Below are 21,329 nucleotides of genomic sequence, written 5' to 3'. Positions count from 1 at the left end.
TCATCATGAATTACCGTAAACTATCATGAATTACCGTAAACCATCATGAATTACCGTAAACCATCACGAATTACCGCAAACCATCACGAACCATCACGAACCATCACGAATCAACGCGAATTAGCGGGAACCATCACGAATTACCGCAAACCATCACGAACCATCACGAATTACCGTAAACCACCATTAACCACCACTAACGGGGGGAATCAATACTACTTCGTCCCCGTTTTGCAAGATTGTGTCGGGTTCGACGAATAATAAATTAATGCCAAAACGGGTAACATTACGCCATTTGGCTAGTTCGGGATGTTGTGTTTGCAGGTGTTCTTGAACTGTTTGTACTGGTGTCCCTTCGGGAAATTCTAGCTTTAATTCTGGAACCTTATATGCTTCTTGGTATGCGGCAAATAGCTTAACGGTAATGGTAATGGTAGATTTGGACATAACATTAGCGCAATAAAAAAAAGAGACGCGATCGCCACGTCTCTACATTTTAAATTTGTTTGTTACGAACGAAACATTAGTTAAAAAATCTGTTCGAGTTTCTGAAAGTCCCGTTGAACTTCGTCAAGTAGAGATTTATTATGCGGGTCAGTTTTTAATGCTTTTTTCAGGTATATTCGAGCTTTGAGCCATTGTTTTTCACCAATTAATGCACGTCCCCAAATTTGGTAGGAAATTGCTTGCCACTGCCGCACTTCCGCATCCTCTGGTAAACGCTCGGCAAGTGCTTCTGCAAGTGCGATCGCTTGGGGAAATCTTCTTTCTCGCAAGAAACGCTGCAATTGCTGATATGTATTCCACTTTAACCGTCGTTCCACTTCTGATGCATTTGGTGGTTTGGTTTTGACTTGTTCTTGTGGTGCAGCTTGTTGAGTTGCTGTTTGTTTTGTTTGCGTTGTTGTTTTTGATTGAGATGTAGCAGCTTGTTTTTGATTGGTTTGTTTCTGACTTGACTGCTGAGATGTATCTGCTGCTGGTGAAACAGCTTGCACGAGCAACTTATACGCCTCGGTCAAGGTGATAAACTTTTCTTTAGCTTTATGGTCGTTCGGGTTAATATCAGGATGATACTGAATAGCCAATCTTCGGTAAGAAGCTTTAATATCGGCAAATGAAGCACCTGTCCTCAAACCTAGTACACGATAGCAATCTACAACATCCATCTTCAGCCATCACAAGCGCGAATATCGGTTTACTTTGGGTAGATACTCTTTGGAGAGTACTTACAACTTAAAGCTTAAAGCTTAAAACTTGAACTTTTAATAATAAAGAGTTGTAATTTACTTTTAAGTTCACTCTTGACAATTTCTTCGCTTCCGAAAATTCATTTTCCGGAAATTTGTCATCAACTCAATCTTTGGTCACTATTAAACCTCGTCTATCTTGAGAACTGTAGTTTTCTTTCCATAAAGACCTTGAGATTGCTACCCTGCGGGATGAGCTAGCGCTCTACGTGTCTACCTTACGTCGCAATGACGCATTTGAATCGCTAAAAAAAACTCCGGGTTTCATCATGGACGAGGTTTAAAGCATTATCACGCTACATATACTATCGTCTGAAGCTCATATTTGCAAAGATATATAGTCTGAGTTCAGTACTAACTATGTCTTTAAAAACACAGACATCGCTGAAATCACACATCTTATCAATAATTGTGTTGAGTTACGGGACTGTATATTAGGGTTAACGTTAACACAAGGAACCGGATTTTTTTGTAAATCAGGCATTTTTTATGTTTACCCAGAATTCAGAATCGGGATTGGATTCTTTGTAATTATTGTTTGGGAGTCGCTTCACCAAATTTAATCAAAAGCGCGATCGCAATACTTACTAGTAAAATCAAAGTCATGCTCAAAGCGGAACCAAATCCCCAGTTTTGGGTTGCGCCTAAAAATTGGTTGTAAACTAGTCGTGCTACTGTCATGCTGGAAGCACCACCTAATAATTCGGGGTTGACAAAATCCCCTAATGTGGTGATGAATACTAAAAATGAACTGGCAGCAATCCCGGTAATTACTTGGGGTATTGTCGCTTTCCAAAATACTTGGATGGGGTTTGCTCCTAAATCTGCTGCTGCTTCTAAAAGTTGTTTATCGAGCTTTTCGAGGGAAGCATATAAAATTAATACCATGTAAGGAAGGGCACTGTAGCTCATCCCAATGAATACGGCAGAATTGCGGTTGAGTATATCGAGTGCTGGTAAACCGATGCTGGTTAATATACTGTTGAGTAAACCAGTTGGACGAAGAATTGTAATCCAAGCGTAGGTACGCAGTAGGGAAGATGTCCATAGGGGCAAGACAAATGCCAGCACTAAGATATTTCTAAAGCGTTGTGGTGCTAGTTGCGCTATCCAGTAAGCTACAGGGAAAGCAATCACTAAACAAATTGCCGTAGTTCCAATTGCAAAAGAGAGCGATCGCTTGATTACTTGTAAGTAGAGTGGATCGATTATGCGGGTATAGTTAAGTACTAGTGATTCCCAGATAGTTTGCCATCGTTGAGGGTTAGAAAATTGGCTGTAGTCAGTAATTCCCCCTGGATTGACTATATCTCCTGGTCGAATTCCTGGTACTAAACTTAACTCGAATATTATTAGTGTTGGCAGAACTAGGAAAAGTACTAACCAAATACCAGATGGTGCTAGTAATAATATTGGTTCTAACCATTGAAGTTTTGGACGATTCGATTTTTCAATTTCGCCCATTTTATTTAATGAATTCATTTGAGAATTAGACATAGTTTGTAATTCTTAATTTGTTTATTTTTAGCTTATGATTTATTGGTAATTTACAACTAGTAACTATTAGTATATATAGTAGATATCACTTAGATTAAATAAAATATAATATAGGGCAGGGTTTTCCTGCCCCTACGGGATTCTCACATCAATAAAAATTTAAAAAAATAATCAATATAAAACATCCCATAATTTCTAATTCTAATTACTTGTGAAGCTCCACATTATTTCGATTCCTCTCAACCTCCCCTACCCTGCGGGAACGCGGTAGACGCTTCGTCTTCTCGTAGAGTAGCGCGTAAAGCAAGGGGAGGTGCCACAGGCGGTGGGGTTATTTTATGCATCTTCATATTAAAATGGGATAATTCCTAACTAATTAACCGCTAGTTAATTGAGTCCAATAACGGTCATAAACTTCTTCTATATCACCAAGAGGAGAAAGACGTTCGCATTTATTTAGTATTTCTTCAGAAGGGAATAAACTAGTATTATTTTGATATCTTTTAGGTAATAAATCAAAGGATGCTTGGTTAGGAGTAGCAAGACTTTGATGTGTTGTTAATTTGGCTGAAACTTCTGGTTGCAACAAATAATTTATCCAAGCATAAGCACCATCTGGATTGGGTGCATATTTATGAATTACTAAAGTATCTGTCCACAAAGAAGTACCATTTTTAGGAATCACATATTTGAATTTAGGATTTTCCTTCATAATTTTAATTGCATCACCTGAGTAACACATTGCTAATAATAAATCACCCGACAAAATTTTATTGCGCCATGCATCAGTATCGAAACCAGAAAGTGATGGTTTGAGTTCCTGCAACTTTTCATAAGCTTGTTTAATCTCGCTTTCATTTTTAGAATTATAGGAATAACCCAACATTTTTAAAACGGCTCCAAATACCTCGCGAGTATCACTAAGGAGAGTCATTTTCCGGTTGAGCTTATCACTATTTTTCCACAGATATTCCCAACTATCAGGAGGAGTTGTTAAAGCTTCAGTATTATAGATAAAACCCGTTGTTCCCCAAGTAAAAGGGATACTGTAGCGATTATTTGGGTCATAGGGAGGGTTTTGGAATTGGGTAAATAAATTGTCAATTCCCACCAAGCGATCGCGTTTGATTTCGGCTAATAAATCCTTATCTAACATCTTCTGCACTACATAGTCAGTTGGGTAGATGACGCTGTAAGCACCACCACCTCCGGCTAGCATTTTTGCCAGCATCACTTCATTAGAATCATACAAATCGGCAAATAATTTAATACCAGTTTGACTAGTAAAAGCTTTGAGTAATTCTTTATCGTCAGTATATTGTGTCCAAGTGAATAAATATAATTGATCCCGTTGTCCTTTCGTTGTCGTTTGCGATCGCACATTCCCCAGTTTCCAACCGCATCCTGTGAGGGATAACCCCGATAATGCGGCTAAACTCTTGATAAATTCTCTTCTTTTAGTCATGACTAGTCGCAAATAGAAAAACAATCATTTTCGCCCCACCATGCATAAATAGAGGTGTTAGCATCAGGGATAATTCCCACCGTATTTGGTTGCGTTACAGTCATGCGATCGCCCTTTTCCAACTCAATCAAATAATTAACGTGAGTCCCTAAATACATAACATTAACAAGTTTGCCTTCAAAACAATTTACTTGCAAACTTGGCTTATAAAGCGATAACTGAATTTTTTCAGGACGAATACTCACACTAATTGACTGGGATGTTTGAGTAGGGGAGTTTTCCGTGCGACTAACTATTATTTTTAATCCAGTTTTAGTGACAACTTGTAAATTTTCCCCATCGATAGCGACAACCTCACCAGCAAATAAATTAGTATCACCAATAAAATCAGCTACAAATCTTGTGCGGGGATGTTCATAAATTTCGCTAGGAGAACCAATTTGCTCCACCTTACCCTGATTCATCACCGCAATGCGATCGCTAAGTGATAGCGCTTCTTCTTGATCGTGTGTCACCATCACAAAAGTCAAGCCCAAATTTTTATGCAGGTTCGACAGTTCCAACTGCATTTCCTTGCGTAACTTTAAATCTAGCGCTCCCAAAGGTTCATCTAGTAAGATTACCGCAGGTCGATTTACCAACGCTCTCGCTAAAGCAACACGCTGCTGTTGCCCCCCCGAAAGCTGAGATGGGAAACGCGATCGCAATCCTTCCATTTTTACCAAAGCCAAAGTATCATTAACACGACTTTCGATTTCTGGTTTGCGTAATTTTTTTAACTTCAAACCAAAAGCAATGTTATCCCAAACACTCAAATGCTTAAATAAAGCGTAACTTTGGAACACAGTATTAACTGGTCTCTGGTAAGCTGGAATATTAGTCATCGATTGTCCACGTATCAATAACTTCCCAGCATCTACGGTTTCAAATCCCGCAATCATACGTAATGTCGTCGTTTTACCACAACCAGATGGACCCAGGATACTAAAAAACTCACCCTGCCTCACATCCAAGTCAATGCCATGTACTGCTGGCTCTTGGTTAAAAAACTTAAAAACATTTCGCAACTCAACATCTAGTGGTTCCAGCACTGCTTTTTTGCCCTGATTCTGCTTGACAGCTTGAGACATAACCCCGACAATTTCAGTAAATATACGTATTGTAGCCAACTCATGTAACCTAATAGGCTGACATTGAATAGCTCCTTGGTTTATTGTATCCGCCAAAAATAAAATACACAGAGTATTATCCTCAGCCTATTTAAAACATGGCATCAGTTCCATAGTTTTCGGGGAGCATCCGGTATATTTCATGTCGAGATGAATACAGATAAAGCTTATTATCAACACTATAATTTTTTTCTTATGACGTTATTAGATAAGCTTCGGTTAAACGAACAAAAAGATGGACGTACAGTTGGAAAGGGCATCCAACCGATATTTTTAATATTACTCACCCTCATCGGTTCCCTGGGTATCGAAGGCAGATTAGCCTATCTGCAAGTTGTCAACGGACACAAGTACCACGACAGAGCCGAATCAAACCGGATTCGCATCATTCCCAAGCAGCCGGAACGAGGTAATATTTTTGACCGTAATGGTAAACTCTTAGCCACAACACGCTATCCCCGTTCGGTATACCTTTGGCCTATGGCACATACCAAACCAGGATGGGATGACAAAACAGCCCCACGTTTATCGCAAATTATAGATATTCCCAAAGAAGAAATAGAAAAAAAATTAGAACAAGCAGGTCCAAATTCATCCTCCCTGGTGCGGGTTGCCCGTGACCTCAGTGAAGCCCAAATTACAGCATTGAAGGAATACGAAGGTGACTTGTCAAATGTAGAAATTCATACAGAAGCCGTGCGTTTTTACCCGCATGGCAAAACAATGGCACATATTCTCGGTTATACCCGCGAATTGACCGTAGAACAATTGGATGCAAGAAAAAAAGATGGTTATCGTTTGGGTGATGTTATCGGTCAAATGGGTGTAGAAAAAGCCTACGAGAAAAGCTTACGGGGAGAATGGGGAGGTCAACAGGTAGAAGTTGATGGTCGAGGTCGTCCATTACGGGTTGTGGGAGAAAAACCAGCGAAATCAGGCAAAGATTTATACTTAACCGTCGATTTAAATGTTCAGCAAGCAGCTGCAAAAACCCTAGCTGCAACCGGAAAAAGAGGTGCGATCGTGGCACTCGATCCCAATAATGGTGCGGTACTTGCGATCGCATCAAATCCATCGTTTGACCCGAATATTTTCTCTAAGCAAAAATTGAGTCAGAAAGATTGGCAAAGTTTACAGGGTACAGATCACCCGATTGTGAATCGAGCTTTAAGTGCATTCCCACCTGCAAGTACTTTTAAAATTATTACCGCAACTGCGGGGTTAGAATCGGGTAAATTTAATCCTGGTTCGATATTACAAACCTACGGTTCTTTAACAGTTGGAGGTGTGACATTTGGCGAACACAATCACGCGGGTTTTGGTGCGATCGGTTTTCCCAGGGCTTTAGCGGTAAGTAGCGATACTTTCTTTTACCAAGTTGGGCGTGCTGTTGGTGGTCCCACACTGATAGAATGGACGCGTCAATACGGATTTGGTCAAAAAACCGGGATTGAGTTTAGTGATGAGGAATCTAGGGGATTAGTACCTGATGAGAACTGGAAGCAGAAAACCTGGAAGATACCTTGGACTGTAGGTGACACCATTAATATGTCCATTGGTCAAGGGGCATTGCAAGTTACACCCTTACAAGCCGCTATTATGTTTGCAGTTCCCGCGAATGGTGGTTATCGTATCAAACCCCACCTCCTCAAAGACAACGGAGAAGCGAAAAATTGGCGGGAATCAATCGGTATAAAGCCTTCTACCATCAAAGTTATACGGGATGGGTTGCGGCTAGTCATCACTGAAGGTACAGGAAAGACCTTAAACGTAGCTTCAATTGCCCCAGCCGCAGGGAAAAGCGGTACTGCCGAAGCTGGTGTTGGTCGTCCTAATCACACTTGGTTTGGAGCCTATGCACCATTTGATAAGCCGGAAATAGTTGTTGTGGCTTTTGGAGATAATTCTGGTGACCACGGTGGTACTTTCTGTGGTCCTTTAGTATTGGATGTTCTTGAAGCTTATTTCCAGAATAAATATCCAGGCAAGTACACGAAAACCGAATTGGAAAAAAATGAAAAAGCTAAAGCCGCAGACTAGTCATCTCCAGACAATTAGAGACGTTGCAGTGCTACGCGAATGTGCCGGGACAGAATATTCTCGAAATCTTGCCACGGGGATACTCCCCGTGGCAAAGTTTCGCGGCAACTTCGCAGTCTCTACAAGGGTTTTGGATAACCCATAATTAATTCTCAGAGATGTCTAATTATTAGGGTATTTTGAATTTTTTCCTACTTAAAAAATAACATTACTGAGTGTAGTATAAAGAACATCAGTAAAAATCTATTTTTACGATTGGAAAAAATAATCAAAACTTTCCTTGTTGTAGCTTTCAAGGCACGCAATTATTAGAAGCTTATATTATTTTAATAATTGGTGGACATCGACGACACAGATTTTAGGATAAGTTTTGACGATTCATGCCGATAATACTTTTATCGTACTACGTATTTATACAAAAACACAGCTACAAACAATCTCAGTGATATCCCTATAATTATGGCACTATTAAATTCCGAAATAGGTAGAAAAAGAGATACGCTTACAGTTGGCAAGGGTATCCAATCAATATTTTTAATCTTATTCACACTAGCGTCAATTACTGTCATGGGTGTGAAATTAGGGCAGTTACAAGTAATTGAAGGGAAAAAGTATAGTGAGAGAGCGCAATCGAATCGGGTGCGGATGATTCCCAAACAACCCGAACGCGGTAACATATTCGATCGCAATGGTAAAACTATAGCTACAACCCGCTACCCATACTCAGTTTATCTTTGGCCTATGGCGCATACCAAACCGGGCTGGGATGAAACCATTGGTCCGCGTTTGGCAAAGGCTATCGATATGCCACTTGTGGAAATCGAAGAAAAATTAATCGAAGCAGGTCCTAATTCATCTTCGTTGGTACGTGTTGCTCGCGACATTACAGAAGCGCAAATTACAGCTTTAAAAGAATACGAGCATCAACTTCCAAATGTGGAAATCCATGCCGAGGCAGTTCGTTTTTACCCACATGGGGAAACAACTGCCCATGTTACAGGTTATACTCGCGAATTGACAGCCGAACAGTTGCAGAAAAGGAAGCCAGAAGGCTATCGGCTCAGTGATGTTATCGGTCAAATGGGTTTAGAAAGAGCCTATGAGAAGCATCTGCGGGGCGAATGGGGGGGGCGAGAAGTCGAAGTTGATGGTCGGGGTCGTCCTCTGCGAGTGATAGGGGAGAAACAAGCCAAAGCAGGCAAAGATATGCACTTGACCCTTGATTTAGAACTGCAAAAAGTTGCAGAAAAAGCCTTAGGCGATCGCAATGGTACAATCATCGCCATGAATCCCAACAATGGTGGAATTTTGGCGATGGTTTCCCACCCCACATTTGACCCAAATGTGTTCTCGAAACAGCGTCCATCACAGAAGGAATTACAAAAAATCTTGTTGGGTGAAAGCCATCCCCTACTCAACCGGGCATTACGTCAATATGCACCCGCGAGTACCTTTAAGATTGTCACTACTGCTGCTGGACTCGAATCAGGTAAATTTTCTGCTAGTACAGTCTTACCAACCTACGGTTCTCTAAATTTTGGAGGTACTCGTTTCGGCGAATGGAACCATGCGGGTTTTGGTCCTTTAGGATGGACTGGGGCAATGGCAAATAGTAGCGATACCTTTTTCTATCAAGTTGGGGCACGTATTGGTGGCGAAACCTTGATAAAATGGACACGCAAGTTCGGATTTGGTTCAGAAACTGGATTTGATTTCAAAGTAGAAGAAATCCCAGGGTTTATTCCTGATAATGAGTACAAACGCAAAACCGCAAAGCGAGATTGGACGGTTGGTGACTCAGTAAATATGTCTATTGGTCAAGGTGCTTTATTGACTACACCTTTACAAGTTGCGGTGATGTTTGCCGCTCCTGCCAATGGAGGTTATCGCGTTCAACCCCATTTGATTAAAGATAATGAGGAAGCGAAAAGTTGGCGTGAACCAATTGGGATGAAGCCAGAAACTATTAAAATATTACAAGCTGGATTGCGGGAAGTAATTACCAATGGAACCGCGAAAAAGCTGAATGTGAATACAATGCCTCCAATGGCAGGAAAGACGGGTACTGCGGAGGCTTGGTATAAAGGTGTAAAAAGAAACCATACTTGGTTTGGTGGTTATGCTCCTGCAAATAAACCGGAAATTCTTGTGGTAACCTTTGGAGAACACTCTGATGGTGGTGGTGGTAGTGTTGCTGCACCAATGGCATTACAGGTAATGGAAAATTATTTCCAAAGGAAGTATCCGGGTAAATTTGAGAAACCGGAAGCTAAGGAAGCAAAAGTAAAAGTAAAAGCAAATTAGTTCGTAGCGACTGTTTTGAAAGTCAAGCAGTCGTAATCCATCTGCGATCGCAATAATTTGACGACTACCTGGGAAATTAGCAATGCTGTGATTTTATCGACATTGAGTATCCCTCATACTTGTATATTTATATTCTCTATATAGAAATAGAAAGCTGGGTTTTTCTCAATATAAATACTCAAATATGATTATTGATGTTAAAAGTATTACTGGATATCCAGTTATTCATCAGCTGCAAATGCAACACCTTCGTAGAGTAGTGCGATCGCAATCTCAAATTCGATGCTGGATAGGGTAATCATATCTCCAGCACTGTAGGGATAGTAAAGCCACATTCTTCCCTCTCCCCGACAATAACGTTCGACGGATATTTTTTCCGAATCTATCAATAAATATTCCTGTAAAGAGGGTATTTTCAAGTAATTAGTGAATTTTTCACCCCTATCTTTCCCACTTGTACTGGGGGAAAGAACTTCGGCAATTATTTTCGGATTTTGAATAAATTTGCGAGCATTCAGGTCTTCAGGGTCGCAACTGACGATAACATCAGGATAATAATAGATACTTTTACTCTCAAATTGCACCTTCACATCTGACACATTTACCCGGCAACCTCTAGCACGTAAATGTGGGTATAAACCCCTGTAAAAATTAAGTGCAATGTCATTGTGAGGAATTGTACCACCAGTCATCGCAAAGACTTCACCATCAAAATATTCATAGCGAAGCTCTTGCAGGGGTTCCCATTCGAGATATTCCTCGATGGTCATTTTTTGCGGCTGTTGGGGGATAGCTATCATAGCAACATTTTTCTAGTTTGCTTTGATTTTAGCGGATAACGGAGGGTGGTTATCTCTTCCTTCTTCCCTTTGCGTCTTGGCGTTCTTGGCGGTTGTAAACTCTAAAATATTATAGGGGAAAACTAATCCTTTTTACCTAAAACGATTACGGTGTTTTTACAGGCTTTACATTCTTCGCTTTATAAAAAGTCTCCAAACTTTGAGTATCACCCACAAAACGCCAATGCCAAGGTTCGTAACTTACCCCTTGAGGATTATCTCTAGGAAAAGATAATTCAAACCTGTATTTAGCAGCATTTTGTGCTAGCCATTGATAAGCCTTGGTTTTCTCAAAATTCTCGCTTAAATTTGTCGCAGGTACATTCCCATCACCAATATCAAGCGCGAAACCTGTATGATGTTCGCTATAACCGGGAGGAGCTGATAGTGCTGCTCGTTCGGCTGGGGTTTGGTTACGTTGAGCTCCAACCTGAAAAAATAATTGTTCTTGTTCTTTAACTGAGCGAAAAGCGGAAATTGGCGCTAAATTAACCCCTGCGCTGCGTGCTGCTTGTTGCATTGTCAGGAATTGTTCTGCTGCTGCTTTTCGCATCCGAAAGCGTCCATCGGGGGAAATTGATGCGAGTTCCGTCTCTGGTACTTCTGGATAGGGCAAATGTCCCAGCAGCGAACCATTGGCTTTTGCTTGGGTATCTCCGGGATTCAGCGATGGAGAAGATGTTGCAGCAGTTGTATCTGTAGAAACAGCTTGCTGATTCGCATCTTTTTTCTGTGCGGTAATGAAAAATATAAACCCACTAACTGCCGCTATTAATAGAAATCCGGCAATACCACCAATAATTATTACTGGCAGTTTCAAATGACTTTTTCCTGCAACGTCAGGAGTGTCTCGTAACGCTGCTGGAATATCGTCACCAGAACCGGATGATGAATTTTGCGGTTTTCCAGAAAGCCCACCGTTACTCAAGGTTTAACTCCTGCTTTTGTTCAATTGCCATAACCGATTGTAGTCTGGGAAAAAAATAACGCAATAGGGAATTGGGGATTGGGGATTTATTAACTCCTAACTTCGTAATTCCCTACCGAACATACTTTATACTTCATTCTTTATTTGCTGCAATAGCTGTAACCTACATAATTATCGATTATTTGTGATGACTAACCTTTTAGAACTTTATGCCAAGTTAATCGGTTTGGCTTTAATTGGCTTTATTTTGGGACGGATATTACCTGCAAAGGTGCCGATGCGGTTGGGGCAGTGGCTATTTTGGATTGGTGTACCGACGAGTATTGTGGCGTTTTTGCGGAAAACGGATTTGTCGGGACAGGTTTGGGTTGCTCCTGCTGTTGCTTATACTGCGATTCTATGTGGTGCGGTTTTGGCTTGGTTGGTAATCTATCTAATCGAGTTGAGGATAAATATAACTATCCCCTCTTCAACTCAAGGCAGCTTAATTTTAGCAGCGATGGTTGGGAATACAGGGTATCTGGGTTATCCAATTGTGCTTTCCCTGGTTGGAACTCAATATTTTGCTTGGGCACTATTTTACGATTTACTCGGTACGACTTTGGGTGCTTATGGGTTTGGAGTGGCACTTGCGGCAAAGTTTGGTAGTGGTAGTCAAAATAGCGATCGCAATTCTCCACAGAAGACACTACGGAAAGAACGCAACCAAATTCTCAAAGCAATTCTGATTAACCCTGCTTTGTGGAGCTTTGGGGTGGGTTTGCTGCTGCGTCAAGTTCCTTTACCAGATATCGCTGTATCTTGCTTGGATTTTTTAGCTTGGAGTGCGATCGCATCATCTTTAATCTTAATCGGAATGCGATTGAGCAAGCTGAGTTCTTGGGGAAGTCTCAAGTTAGCTAGCATTAGCTTAATCATCAAGATGGTTTTCGTACCCTTTGTTTTGGGAATTTGTTTGCATCGCTTGGGTTTGACTGGGAAAATTGCTCAAGTCATCGTTTTACAAATGGCAATGCCTCCCGCGTTTGCCACTTTAGTGCTGGCAGAAACCTTTAATCTCGATCGCGAACTGGCTGTAACTGCTGTTTCGGTTGGCTCGATGATTTTACTGATAACTCTACCGTTTTGGTTGTGGTTTTTTCAATAGCGAAATAGTAAATAAGGTGTTATGATGAGAAGCTTGTGAGAGAAATATTTCAAAAGTGCTAGGTGTCGCTTCTTAAGTAAATTCTGTTTGCTTAAATGTTGGCAATATGCTCTTTTTTAGTGCCATTTTTCACAACAAATCAAATTCTCATGATTTTATTTTTTTCTTAGGTACATCAAAATGGAAGATTTACGCAATCAAATGGGTGGCAGTGCTGTGGAACATTTGACAATTGGCGCTACTCTTTTTGACTCGGTTGCAGAGTTGAATAATAGCGAGAGTTTCTCTAATTCTGGACTGGCAACAAAAATCAAAGAGCTAGTTTCTCCACAACAAGACAGTCAAGGAAGTTCTCCGGTTATTGCAAGTTATATTACCCAAGACCATATTCCCGAAGAGTTTATCCCTCAAGACCCACAAGTTCCAGTCGGCACCCATTGCATGTTAGAGTTATATGGTTGTCCAGTAGAACTTCTCAATGATGTTGAGTTCATTAAACAGACTTTGGTAGATGCGGCTGAGATTGCCCGTTCGACGTTGTTAGAGAGAATTACCCATCAGTTCCATCCTCAAGGGGTGACAGCATTAGCGCTTTTAGCAGAGTCGCATATTTCGATTCATACTTGGCCCGAAAATGGCTATATTGCGGCTGATGTGTTTACATGTGGTGAACATACAACACCTGTTGAAGCTTGTGAGTTTATTGCTCGTGCATTTAAATCGAGTAAACACTTACTGATGAAGCTTCCCCGTGGTAAGTTTTCCCCAACTGTGCAACCGCATATTGAGATAATTTAACTACTTCCCTGGAAATAAAAGCCCCAATGTAGAGATGCGATATGTCTGATTGCATTGAGCTATGCGATCGCATCTCTATCATTTTTGTGGCGTTAGAGAACTCCACAGAAAGGAATGCCCAATGTCATTCTGTTGCTTGCTACAGCATGACAACACAGGATCATTCATTTTGTGACTTACTCTTATCCAATTTTTATTAACTTTTGCTACAAGCTGCATAAACACCATGAATTATCCCTATTGATTAAATAAGGGTTAAATTTGCCTATGTTGTAAATTTAGAAATGGTGAAAAATTATGAGCTTGTTTAACTATCCGATTCACTTGACTGCAAATACTAATATTACCGATTCGACTAACCAAACTAATCGACTAAGTATTGAAGTTTCACCTGCTACCCAAATTTCTGAAACTATTGTATCGCTGTCTATATTTGACTATTTGGGTGGGTTAGGAATAATGTTGATATTTGTGGCGATTATTCGTATAATTTATGAGTTAAAGCAACAGTCGTCAAATCAAAAACCGAAATCCCAGAGAGAATTAAGTATCGAGCTTTTGGAACGTATTTGGATGATGAATACTTCCAAGACTAAAGATTAATATTTGGAATTTTGAATAAAGAATAATTAATAAATAAACAATAAATAAATAAATAAATAAATTATAAGACGTTCCACCGGAACGTCTCTACGGTGCTACTGGTGGAATAAAATGGTTGCGAGGGGTAGCAATGCCAACAGGAAGGGATGCCAAGGTAGGGAATCGAATTGCGTTGTCGAGGTTTCTGGTTGATTGAGTAATGCTTCGATGCGCTGCTCTAGTTTGTCTCCGTGACTTGAAGAACCCAAAGCCGCACAAAGTATATTAGAGGATGCTGGTTGGTTGCTAACGACTAGGAGTAATGATTCAGCTAGTAATAAATTATCCACTCGTGAAGCTGCGTAGGCATCAGCACGGAGTTCACGTAAAATCAGTAATTCTTGCCACAACTCTGTTGTATTCGGCAACCAGATTGTACATTCCCTGATCCAACCTAGCCAGAAAAACCAAAATGTATCCCGATAGTGGTAATGTCCTTGTTCGTGGGCAATGACGGTTTCTAGATGTTGTGGTGAGAGACTTTGGAGTAAACCTTGACTGATAACCAATTCCGATTGCCAAAAGCCAATTTGTGCCGCGAACATGGTTTGGGTATCTAGTAGTCGCGCTGGTTGGATACCAAGTTTAGTTTTTGGATACTGACGAAGCGATCGCACTGATTTCCAACCTTGGTAAGCAAGTCTGACTAACAGCAGGGTTGAAAAAATTAAGCTGCTAGATGCGAAGACATAGCCACACCATCCTGTATGCCAAATTACCATTTTCCCCTGGGTTCCCATGCATAGGAGCGCGATCGCAGTGGTAAATATCAGTAATGGTGGGAATAGGAATAAAAATAATGTTTGTTGCCATCGGGTATTCCAATTACCTTGGATTGTGGTGATGGTTCCTCGCATTGACATTGCCAATGCGATCGCGGCAAAAATGATGATTAAGTGCATTATTGCTCCTCTCTGGCTTGACGTGCTACTTCTATACGTTTTGCGATCGCTTGAATTTGCTCGCTAGCTGCTTCGTCTAGGCTATCAGCAAAGGCTGCGATGATATCGGGGTTTCCTACTGCCAAAAATCGCTGTAACTGTTCGTGTGCCTTGATTACTTCTGCTTGCTGCTTGGTTAATAATGGTCTCCAAAAAAATGCTCTCCCACATTTATCACAAGCTAACCAACCTTTTTCTGTCAAGCGACGCAACACTGTTGTTACAGAAGTATATGCAAGTTCCCGGTTTGGATCGGACAAGATGCGATCGTGTACATCTTTGACTGTAGCCGAACCTAGTTCCCAAACAATATTTAAAATTTCCGCTTCCAAAGGACCAACTGAAAGTTGTTTGGGACGGTATTCTGGTAATGGAGCCATAAGGGTTGTACTTGTTAAGTCGAGATTTGAGATTTGAGTTGAGTTTTAAAATATCCAACCAAGGCTGATAATTTGGCACATACTCCGGTAATGAGGTTGCTTGTGTATGTATGTTAGGAAATAATTATGTATAGCATTAGAAATTATAATGCTTCGATCGATAATTAACGTCAATGTCAATCTTACAACAACTTTCAGCTTATTTTAGGTTATATATCCACTGAAAAAATAGTAGTTGTTTAGTTGACAAGATAGGTAATAGTAATAGGGTAAGCCACGGCTCGACAAAATAAATTGTGGGTAAGGCTTAAATTCTGGTAGGTAATGCTATCTTCTAGGATGTAATTTCTAAAATCTAAAATTATAGGTGTATATAGAGCGTGAAGCTATTTGTTTATCACACTCCCGAACTAACCCCCAATCTCGAAGTACCCGATTGCGCGATCGCGGTTGATGTTCTCCGGGCAACAAGCACAATTGCGACGGTTTTAGCTGCTGGGGGAGAAGCAGTGCAGGTTTTTAGCGATTTAGAAAAGCTAATTCAAGTTAGCGAGCAATGGCATCCAGAAAAACGTCTCCGTGCTGGAGAGCGTGGTGGTGGTAAAGTTCCTGGCTTTGAACTCGGTAATTCCCCCCTTGACTGTACTTCTGAATTAGTGGATGGAAGACGTTTATTTATTAGTACCACTAATGGAACCCGAACTCTGCAACGTATCCAAGATGCTAAGGCAGTACTGGCAGCAGCATTAATAAATCGTGCATCGGTAGTTCGTTATTTAGTAGATAAACAACCGGAAACGGTTTGGATAGTTGGTTCGGGTTGGGAAGGAACTTACTCCCTTGAAGATACGGTTTGTGCGGGAGCTATAGCCTATAGTGTTTGCAAAGAGATGAATATACCAGTGGAAAAAATAGCTGGTAATGATGAAGTTGTCGGCGCGATCGCATTGTACAGTTATTGGGAAGATAATTTACTTGGTCTTTTGCATCATGCTAGTCATGGACAACGTTTATTGCGTTTAAACTGTGTTGAAGACCTAAAATATTGTTCTCAAACTGATGTTTTGGATGTCTTGCCGATACAGCATGAACCAGGAGTATTGAAAAAATACGTTTGATAAATATTGAATAAAGGGAAAGACGTTCCATCGGAACGTCTCTACTAGGTATTGGTGTTTTTGATACACAATCTTATCAAATAATACTTATTGATTACAATATTTTGATTGCTGACTATTTTTTCATCTTTTTCTTGAACAAGGGATATAAACCAATAATAAGACTAATAGAACCAACAATTACCCACCATCTATCATCTTGAGTAATCTTTAAATCACTACTTTCTGGATTGCGTGCGAATTTATTAATCTGATTAGATACATCTTTGTATTGATTTTTATCGCTGAAAGTAGTGTTGGGGGAAAAAGGAATTTCCTCATTATTTGTCACTAAAACTACTTGATACGTCAGATTGTTTTTATCGCGACCACTAGTTATAATTTTAGCACCTTGGAGCTTTTTAGCAGGGATTTCTTTTTCTTCTTTCCATAGGAAACCATGCTTGGCTATTTTGCAAGAACCTGATGCATCTGACATTTTGATAGTGCGATATGCTGAAGGCATTAAGCTCCGCTTATCGCAAGTCAAATCACTAACTTTCGCAAACGTCATTAAAAGCAGTCCAAATATAATAAAATAATATCTCAACCAAGCCTCCAGCCTTAATTATAGAACGCACTCTTATGGATTAGAGCATCTATATAAGGTTCAGGAAAACGATAATCGGATACTTATATGCAGAAAAATTAAATATTATTTATTTTTGGTTAATGGTTAATTCTTATTATTCTAGAAAGCATTAATTATCAACATAAACTGTAACCGCAGCTACAGCAATTAACATTTCATCATTTTTATCGTTGAGTCCTGGAATTGCTCGACCTTGAACTACCATACCACCATTTTCAAGCAGCAAAGTCTTGTGTCCAAATGGCAAAGCAGATAACACTTCCTCTTTGCGAACCTGTTCGGGATAGGGAACAGCAACCTTTACTTCGATAATCATTTGATTTGGGTTATCTAAACCAGCAACTTCCCAAATACCGAGTAGAGCATTATTTGCGATCGCATTTCGTACTGCTCTTGCTGCTGCTACTGTGGGTTCTTGCCCATGCTGATCGATGCCCATTCCCATCTCGATGATAAAACACTTACGAGTCACAGTTACCTCAAAGTTATTATAAATATAAATGTTCCTACTTTTAAGAATAAACCTAAAAGGGACGTTGAGAATAAGATTTTTGTCGAGATGCAAGTAATTCTATTATTTTTCGGGTTTTTGTTAATATCGCTGTAAAAGTTGTCATCTTAATTAGTCACGCTGAATTCACTCTTCTCAATTTATCATCAATATGAAGATTAAATTAAATTTAATGTCATTGAAATTAAAGCCACTTTTGAAAAAACCTGTAGTTTTGACTGTATCATGTGTGGGAGGAATCTTTTTACTATTATATCTTTGTCTCTCAACAAGTCTAATTAGGGCGAGAGTTATTAATGTTGATGGTTTAATTAAACAATTTGCAGCACAAAAAACGGAAAGTAATCTTGACCCATTTAAACCTCGTCAAACTCAAAAAATAGCAATTGAAAGAGGTTTTAATTCTGATAAAGGATTTGATAATCGCTGTTCATCATGGTCTACCGAAGTTGTTGATAGTGGTTGGACACAAGATTCACAAGACCATGATTTTTATATCGATTATTATGTACCTCCTAATACAAAAGCGATAATTTGTACGACTCCAATACTTGCAGGTGCATTGACTGCTATCACAGATAAACCTTTTTTGTACGAAGTTTATTCGACTGAATATGGTTTAAAAGTTCGCACTATTATAGGTTTTTCTGAAGTTAGAGAACCCTGTGAAAAATTCACAGGAAACGTGAATTGTGTTAATTATCTTTTGCAGCAACAAGCAATTGTTCGCTACGAACCTCTGTAAAAAAAAAATCAAGAGTTAGGAGTCATTAATCAGAAGTCAGATTGTACAATAGTCTATGAGTCGAAAATCTCAAATCAGGAGTAAAGACGGGAAAAACAGGTTGTCTAATGGTAGGGAATCTTTCAATCGTTACGATTCCTGTAGCTTTCTTAGAGGATGTTTGAAAAGTACCCCGAAATGTCATGCTGAGGCACGTACTCCGAAGCGGAGAAGTAAACTACGCGTAGCGTGTCCCCTTGGGACTCAGCATCTCAATATACGCATGAAACGCAAGATTCTAGCCTGCGGCAACGCGTAGCGCGTACGTTCCGTAAGACTCCACTCAGAATGACAATTTATACCTTGTCCGACTTTTCAAACATACTCTTAAGCGCAGAGGTATGTATTATGCTGCAATTATTATTTGAACTCGCTTTCTGATTTATTAAACCCAAGAGCCTTTGTATAGAAGTTACTATTTGTGGTAAATTTGAATATGGTAAAATCCAATACAGGAAAACCGACATATAACTTACCTATTCTAAAAGAATATAGAATATTTATCTAGGAAGTATTTCCCAACCATCAATTAATAAATGCTGTTCTGATATCCCGTCACTTGATTTTTTGATTTTAAACTTAGTTAAAATGCAAGGCTAGTCAATGCAAGTTTATTGTACTCGTCCAAGAGGTAAAGGACAACCTCCACATATCAACCAAATTGATGAAGATTATTTCAGTAACGGTAAAACACAACAAAGATATTGTTCTACCTGTGGAATGCCTTTAATTATCAAAAATAGATATGTGGCATTAAGTGAAAAAGGTCAAGGTGGTTTTGGTAGAACTTTTGTTGCTTTAGATTTAGATTCTCCAGGGGAAACACTAGCACAAAAACGGCATAGAATTCTCAAACTTTTGCATCCAAACACACAACTTTCTTCAGCAGGTTTAAAATTAGTCGAGCGTTTTTTTAAAGAAGAAGCAGAAGCATTAGAAGAATTACGACATAATCAAATACCTCGACTTTATGCTTTTTTTGAATTATCAATTGCAGTTTATTCCCAATATCAGCAACAAGATAACCAACATCTAGTAAATGGAGAACAAAAGTTATTTTACTTAGTTCAAGAATATATTGAAGGTCAAGATTTAGAAAAAGAATTATTGCGATCGCGTAGTGAACAAAAAAGAAATTTTTCCGAAACCGAAGTAATAGAAGTATTACAGGAAGTTTTAGGAATATTAAAATTTATTCACGCAAATCCGAAGAAAGCACTTATTCATCGAGACATTAAACCATCTAATATTGTTAGAAGTAATCAAGATAAGCAGCTATATTTAATTGATTTTGGTGCAGTAAAACAGGTTGTTAAAGTTGTAGAAGAAGGCGCAGATTCCAGCGAAACAGTGATTGTCTCCCCTGGTTTTTCTCCACCAGAACAAGTACATGGTAAAACGGTTACATTTACTTCTGATTTATATTCATTAGCAGCAAGTTGTGTCTGTTTATTAACTGGTAAAAACCCCCATAGTTTTGATATTCCATTTAACTTAGAAAAATGGAAAACATCAGCAACAATTAGTCCAAAATTAGCAAAAGTTCTAAATAAAATGTTAGAACCCGACCCAAAAAACCGCTATCAGTCTGCTGATGATGTAATTAGAGCTTTACGTAATGAAGGTATTATTGATGTTGAAAAGTCAAAAGGTACAATGATTTGGTTGTGGATGTCCCTGGGAATTGCTGGATTTGGTATATTACTTGTTTTGATATGGCAAATAATTATTAAATCAGAAAAAATTCCTCTTTCCGCAGAATATTTTACCCGTGGGGAAAAGTCTTTACTTGCTCAAGATACTCAAAAAAATAAATTAACTAATTCTGATTGTCAAGGTGCTTTTGCGAAAAAACAAGCAGGAATGAATGACTTTGCCAAGCAAAATTATCAAGCTGCTGAAGCAAATTTTAAAGCTGCTATTGATTTATTTCACAAAGGAGTTAAAAATGATACGAAAACTTGCTATGTAGACCCAGAAACTGTTATTTTTTGGAATAATGCCAAGGCAAATAGTAGCACAAAAGTTCCATTAACCGTTGCAATTGTGATTCCTATCGATATCGATAATAATGTTGTTGAACTAAGAAAATTTAGTGAACAATTATTGCGTGGTATAGCTCACAGACAAAATAATTTTAATCAAGAAAAGAATCAAATCAACAATCAAACCAATACTCGAACACCAAGTTTAAATGGAACTTTACTGGAGATTGTGATTGCACGTGATGATAACAAAGAAGACATTAGCAAACGAGTTGCCAAGCATATTATTGATAATCAAATTCCTGGTGATAATAAATTTCAGGGTAGAAATATTCTGGCAATAGTTGGAAACTTCACTAGTCGAGTACTTTTAGCTGCGGGAGAAGAATATAATAAGCATCAAATAGTTACAGTATCTCCTAGTAGTACGGCAATTAGACAGGCAAAAAAACTACCTGATTCAGACTACGAATATAACTTAGGTAAATATGTTTTTCGTATCGCTCCAAACGATGCGATCGCAGCTAATGATTTATCTGAATATATTAAAAATAATCAAAATAATAATTCCCCCTCCAATGAAATAGGTATCTTTTTCAATTCCAAAGAAATATACAGCAAGTCATTAAAAGAATCCTTATCCAAAAACTTTGTTGCTAGTAATGTAATTACCTGCGATTTATCCAAATATAACGTTCAAGGTTGTCTTCCTACAATTCAAAATACGAGATACTGGATGCTTTCACTAGGTATTGGTGATGCAGAAAGAGTATTTTCCATAACTCAAGCTCGAACTAATAACTTACCAATGCTAGGAGGAGATGGGTACATCCCAGTTTTTATTCTTCCAAGAAAGATAAATAAATCATGAGAAAGTAAAGGGAAATTAAACGCGAACGC

Annotated in this window: 20 protein-coding genes; 9 read left to right on the top strand and 11 right to left on the bottom strand. The window is 39.2% G+C overall.

Annotated features, from left to right (window positions below; genetic code table 11):
- Positions 1–186 precede the first annotated feature (186 nt).
- The 5 genes from moaD to CK510_RS08295 all read right to left on the bottom strand — a co-directional run bounded on the left by moaD (position 187) and on the right by CK510_RS08295 (position 5,342).
- Positions 187–447, bottom strand: a complete 261-nt coding sequence (gene moaD / locus CK510_RS08315) for a molybdopterin converting factor subunit 1 (RefSeq protein ID WP_095721256.1) — start codon at positions 445–447, stop codon at positions 187–189.
- 80 nt (positions 448–527) lie between these two features.
- Complete coding sequence (locus CK510_RS08310; RefSeq protein WP_095721255.1) at positions 528–1,169, bottom strand: J domain-containing protein; 642 nt, start codon at positions 1,167–1,169, stop codon at positions 528–530.
- Positions 1,170–1,781: 612 nt separating this feature from the next.
- A complete protein-coding gene (locus CK510_RS08305; RefSeq protein WP_373695790.1) occupies positions 1,782–2,732 on the bottom strand; it encodes an ABC transporter permease in 951 nt (316 codons plus the stop codon).
- A 391-nt stretch (positions 2,733–3,123) separates the two neighbouring features.
- Entirely contained in the window at positions 3,124–4,212 is a 1,089-nt protein-coding gene (locus CK510_RS08300; protein ID WP_095721253.1) for a polyamine ABC transporter substrate-binding protein, read from the bottom strand.
- Between the two features lie 2 nt (positions 4,213–4,214).
- Positions 4,215–5,342: an ABC transporter ATP-binding protein gene (locus CK510_RS08295; protein ID WP_095721252.1), complete on the bottom strand. Its 1,128-nt coding sequence runs from the start codon at positions 5,340–5,342 to the stop codon at positions 4,215–4,217.
- Positions 5,343–5,576: 234 nt separating this feature from the next.
- Here CK510_RS08295 and mrdA (CK510_RS08290) point away from each other — a divergent pair, with 234 nt between their 5' ends.
- The 3 genes from mrdA (CK510_RS08290) to mrdA (CK510_RS08285) all read left to right on the top strand — a co-directional run bounded on the left by mrdA (CK510_RS08290) (position 5,577) and on the right by mrdA (CK510_RS08285) (position 9,725).
- A complete protein-coding gene (mrdA, locus tag CK510_RS08290) occupies positions 5,577–7,421 on the top strand; it encodes a penicillin-binding protein 2 (protein ID WP_095721259.1) in 1,845 nt (614 codons plus the stop codon).
- Complete coding sequence (locus tag CK510_RS31600; protein WP_158224860.1) at positions 7,396–7,566, top strand: hypothetical protein; 171 nt, start codon at positions 7,396–7,398, stop codon at positions 7,564–7,566. The genes mrdA (CK510_RS08290) and CK510_RS31600 overlap by 26 nt, the downstream gene beginning before the upstream one ends.
- 314 nt (positions 7,567–7,880) lie before the next feature.
- Positions 7,881–9,725: a penicillin-binding protein 2 gene (mrdA, locus tag CK510_RS08285; RefSeq protein ID WP_095721251.1), complete on the top strand. Its 1,845-nt coding sequence runs from the start codon at positions 7,881–7,883 to the stop codon at positions 9,723–9,725.
- A gap of 221 nt (positions 9,726–9,946) precedes the next feature.
- Here the strand turns inward: mrdA (CK510_RS08285) and CK510_RS08280 are convergent, their stop codons facing one another.
- Both CK510_RS08280 and CK510_RS08275 read right to left on the bottom strand, forming a co-directional pair.
- A complete protein-coding gene (locus tag CK510_RS08280; RefSeq protein ID WP_095721250.1) occupies positions 9,947–10,525 on the bottom strand; it encodes a Uma2 family endonuclease in 579 nt (192 codons plus the stop codon).
- Between the two features lie 145 nt (positions 10,526–10,670).
- Positions 10,671–11,492: a M15 family metallopeptidase gene (locus CK510_RS08275; protein ID WP_095721249.1), complete on the bottom strand. Its 822-nt coding sequence runs from the start codon at positions 11,490–11,492 to the stop codon at positions 10,671–10,673.
- A 187-nt stretch (positions 11,493–11,679) separates the two neighbouring features.
- On the opposite strand from CK510_RS08275, the gene CK510_RS08270 reads away from it, so the two are divergent.
- The 3 genes from CK510_RS08270 (at position 11,680) to CK510_RS08260 (ending at position 14,040) form a co-directional block, all read left to right on the top strand.
- Complete coding sequence (locus CK510_RS08270; protein ID WP_095721248.1) at positions 11,680–12,639, top strand: AEC family transporter; 960 nt, start codon at positions 11,680–11,682, stop codon at positions 12,637–12,639.
- Positions 12,640–12,819: 180 nt separating this feature from the next.
- The gene (speD, locus tag CK510_RS08265) at positions 12,820–13,437 is read left to right on the top strand and encodes an adenosylmethionine decarboxylase (protein ID WP_373695789.1); all 618 of its coding nucleotides are present in this window, start codon (positions 12,820–12,822) and stop codon (positions 13,435–13,437) included.
- Between the two features lie 297 nt (positions 13,438–13,734).
- Positions 13,735–14,040: a hypothetical protein gene (locus CK510_RS08260; RefSeq protein WP_095721247.1), complete on the top strand. Its 306-nt coding sequence runs from the start codon at positions 13,735–13,737 to the stop codon at positions 14,038–14,040.
- Between the two features lie 95 nt (positions 14,041–14,135).
- Here CK510_RS08260 and CK510_RS08255 read toward each other — a convergent pair whose 3' ends face one another.
- Both CK510_RS08255 and CK510_RS08250 read right to left on the bottom strand, forming a co-directional pair.
- Positions 14,136–14,981, bottom strand: a complete 846-nt coding sequence (locus CK510_RS08255; RefSeq protein WP_095721246.1) for a M56 family metallopeptidase — start codon at positions 14,979–14,981, stop codon at positions 14,136–14,138.
- On the bottom strand, positions 14,981–15,400 hold the full coding sequence (locus tag CK510_RS08250; protein WP_095721245.1) for a BlaI/MecI/CopY family transcriptional regulator: 420 nt from the start codon (positions 15,398–15,400) through the stop codon (positions 14,981–14,983). The genes CK510_RS08255 and CK510_RS08250 overlap by 1 nt, the downstream gene beginning before the upstream one ends.
- 380 nt (positions 15,401–15,780) lie before the next feature.
- Here CK510_RS08250 and CK510_RS08245 point away from each other — a divergent pair, with 380 nt between their 5' ends.
- Positions 15,781–16,518: a 2-phosphosulfolactate phosphatase family protein gene (locus CK510_RS08245; RefSeq protein ID WP_095721244.1), complete on the top strand. Its 738-nt coding sequence runs from the start codon at positions 15,781–15,783 to the stop codon at positions 16,516–16,518.
- Between the two features lie 115 nt (positions 16,519–16,633).
- Here the strand turns inward: CK510_RS08245 and CK510_RS08240 are convergent, their stop codons facing one another.
- Both CK510_RS08240 and CK510_RS08235 read right to left on the bottom strand, forming a co-directional pair.
- On the bottom strand, positions 16,634–17,071 hold the full coding sequence (locus CK510_RS08240; protein WP_095721243.1) for a hypothetical protein: 438 nt from the start codon (positions 17,069–17,071) through the stop codon (positions 16,634–16,636).
- A 187-nt stretch (positions 17,072–17,258) separates the two neighbouring features.
- Positions 17,259–17,621, bottom strand: a complete 363-nt coding sequence (locus CK510_RS08235) for a Lin0512 family protein (RefSeq protein WP_095721242.1) — start codon at positions 17,619–17,621, stop codon at positions 17,259–17,261.
- A gap of 190 nt (positions 17,622–17,811) precedes the next feature.
- Here CK510_RS08235 and CK510_RS08230 point away from each other — a divergent pair, with 190 nt between their 5' ends.
- Together CK510_RS08230 and CK510_RS08225 are read left to right on the top strand one after the other, a co-directional pair.
- Positions 17,812–18,405 carry a hypothetical protein gene (locus tag CK510_RS08230; RefSeq protein WP_245911943.1) on the top strand — a complete coding sequence of 198 codons (594 nt, stop codon included), beginning with the start codon at positions 17,812–17,814 and terminating at the stop codon, positions 18,403–18,405.
- 642 nt (positions 18,406–19,047) lie between these two features.
- Complete coding sequence (locus CK510_RS08225) at positions 19,048–21,300, top strand: bifunctional serine/threonine-protein kinase/ABC transporter substrate-binding protein (protein ID WP_095721241.1); 2,253 nt, start codon at positions 19,048–19,050, stop codon at positions 21,298–21,300.
- Positions 21,301–21,329: the final 29 nt, after the last annotated feature.

The organism is Brunnivagina elsteri CCALA 953, from assembly GCF_002289455.1.
Classification (GTDB): Bacteria; Cyanobacteriota; Cyanobacteriia; order Cyanobacteriales; family Nostocaceae; genus Brunnivagina; species Brunnivagina elsteri.
Note: the sequence above shows the minus strand (reverse complement) of the source record. Positions and strands in the feature narration are given on the sequence as shown.